Annotated in this window: 3 protein-coding genes; 2 read left to right on the forward strand and 1 reads right to left on the reverse strand. The window is 28.8% G+C overall.

The features are described from left to right. Positions 1-299 precede the first annotated feature (299 nt). Positions 300-1,304, reverse strand: a complete 1,005-nt coding sequence (locus tag F1592_RS04525) for a protein rep (protein WP_149809394.1) — start codon at positions 1,302-1,304, stop codon at positions 300-302. A 227-nt stretch (positions 1,305-1,531) separates the two neighbouring features. Here F1592_RS04525 and F1592_RS04530 point away from each other — a divergent pair, with 227 nt between their 5' ends. Together F1592_RS04530 and F1592_RS04535 are read left to right on the forward strand one after the other, a co-directional pair. Beyond that, positions 1,532-1,732: a hypothetical protein gene (locus F1592_RS04530; RefSeq protein ID WP_107376278.1), complete on the forward strand. Its 201-nt coding sequence runs from the start codon at positions 1,532-1,534 to the stop codon at positions 1,730-1,732. Between the two features lie 142 nt (positions 1,733-1,874). Next, positions 1,875-2,411 carry a hypothetical protein gene (locus tag F1592_RS04535; RefSeq protein ID WP_145376084.1) on the forward strand — a complete coding sequence of 179 codons (537 nt, stop codon included), beginning with the start codon at positions 1,875-1,877 and terminating at the stop codon, positions 2,409-2,411. Positions 2,412-2,450 lie beyond the last annotated feature (39 nt).

Consider the following 2,450-nt stretch of genomic DNA (forward strand, 5'->3'; position numbering starts at 1 on the left):
GTAGCTTTTATTTTTTATGCCCTTATTTTGAATTTTAAGGGGGCATTTTAAAGAATTAGGGGTAAATCATATAGTTTTATACCTAAAAACGTATATAAGCTCTTAAAACGCAAATATGAGCCAAATAAATATATTTAATTACACCAATTAAAATTTGAGCAAATCCAGTGTCGATTTTTTAAGACACTGCCCAGTTACATGCAAATTTAAAAATTGGCATAAAAACTAGGCAACCATGCTGGTTGAACGCTATAGTTCCCGCAGGGGCAAAAATACATAAAAAAACGCTAGCTTTTAAGCTAACGTTTCAAATCTTTTAAGTAATAATTTTGTTTTTCAAAATTCCAAATTGCCGTAATTGAATGTGCTTTTTCTTCTTCGTCAATTGTTTTATCTTCGTCACTTGTATTAATTAAATTACCATCTTCGGCATCGTCTAAATTTAAAATTTTATGTTTTTGTTTAAGTAAACCACCATAACTCAACATACGTTTTCGGTATAAACCTTTTTCTAAATCATTAACAATCTCTGAATCTTTTTCACTATCTCCAGTTAAATAATCTGATGACTTAACCGAATATTTCGAGGTCTCTTTGATAGCTGCTTGAATATCTTTATCGCCTTTTTGATTTGGTTTGATCGCTTTAATATTTGCTACTGGTCGATAGTTAACTTGTAATGCTTTTTGCCAAAAATCAATCCAATCATTCTGCGAAATATAATTTTCAGAACCTCTAAAATACTTACTTTCAACACATAATAAGACATGCATATGTTGATTATAACTACCATCATTTTTATTAACTGTAACTTCTGTTGAACGCATAAAACCAATTAAGTTTTTACTAACTTTTTTATATTTAAATAATCTTCTAAAAGATTCAGTTAAATGCTTTAAACTTTGTTCTAAAGTATCCCCATCTATCGCATTTCGTGTTGATAGAGTAAGAAATAACCACCGAGCTTTAGGCTTTTCTTTTACTACTTCTTCAATCACTTTTTGAGCTTGATAACTATTCTTCATAGCACGCCTCCAATTACAAACTGGACATAATTTAGATTTACAAAACCATGTCTTATGTAACTTCAAATAACCTTCATCAGTTGGCTTGAATTCTAAGACGTTACCACATTGTTTTACGTTAAAAGCCTTTTTAATTTTTAAGATTTCCAGTATATCTGCATAACTTACATTATCAATTTTCTTTTCTCTCCATGGGCGTTGTTTCCCACTTTTCGTCATATCTTTTAGTGTTTTATTATCTTGATTTTCGTCTATATATTTTGTATGATTGTCTTGCATATAAAAAGACCTCCAGTATTTGATTTTAGCTCGACACTTTAATCTTATTACTGGAGTTTTTTTATGTCAAATTTTATTTTATACACTAAAAACAATTAAAAACACTGTAAAATCAACGTTCAAACGATATTTTGAAAAAGAACGTTATTTCTATATAGTATCAAGACAAGAAGAAACTCGTTTTCAACTCGTTTCGAAAACACAAAAAACAAGGAGAAAGATACCTTATGATAATTACGATTTTATTAATCATATTAATCATTAATTTACTAGAAGCTCTATATCTAGGCGTAAAATGCTGGAGATTAAAAAAACAGAATGCGGCAGATAAAGAATATAAAAAAATGGTAGACAAAGTAGCACCATTAATGTCTATAACTTTCGTCATATCAGTAATTGTATTAGTTATATCATGGATTATCAGCTAATCCCAAAAGCACAACAATATTATTGCTTTATTGACGTTGAGCCTCGGAACGCACAATAAATTTTCTCGGCATAAATGCCATACCTAACCTAAAATGCTATTCTAAAATAAATTTAAAAAACAAATTAAAGTAGGTGTTCTTTATCAACTATATAGCTTGGCTAATTGTTTTTTGTGAAATTTCTTTTTGGATAGTTATAATATTAGGATTAATTATTAGATATATATTGAGACTTAAAAAGCTAGGTTTTTTATTTTTAGCATTAACTCCTGTTATCGATATATTACTTTTGATCGTAACAACCATAGATTTATTAAATGGAGCTAAAGCAGAACTCCCCCACGCTATTGCAGCAGTATATATATCAGTTTCACTTGTCTTTGGTAAAAGTATGATTAGATGGTTCGATGACAAATTTAGATACTACATAATGCGACAAGGCAATAAACCAAATAAATTAACCGGTTACGATTACTCAATTTATTATGCAAAAACTTGGTTGAAACATTTATTATCTTACATCATTGGCATGTCCCTATTATTTCTAATAAAAATATTAGTAAACAATAACGACAAAACTGAAGCGCTTAATGGCGTAATACATGGTTGGAGTATTATAATCGTTATTGATTTAATTATTTGTATTACTTACTTCATTTGGCCACCAAAAGAAAAATAATATAGAAATTAACTAAATATTGCTTTATTCCAATTGCTT

The organism is Staphylococcus sp. GDX7P312P (assembly GCF_008385775.1).
Lineage (GTDB): Bacteria > Bacillota > Bacilli > Staphylococcales > Staphylococcaceae > Staphylococcus > Staphylococcus haemolyticus.

What these genes read in the sequence shown, in the direction of transcription:
- F1592_RS04525 (WP_149809394.1), bottom strand. Translation starts at nt 1,304, where the DNA reads ATGCAAGACAATCATACAAAATATATAGACGAAAATCAAGATAATAAA.
- F1592_RS04530 (WP_107376278.1), top strand. Translation starts at nt 1,532, where the DNA reads ATGATAATTACGATTTTATTAATCATATTAATCATTAATTTACTAGAA.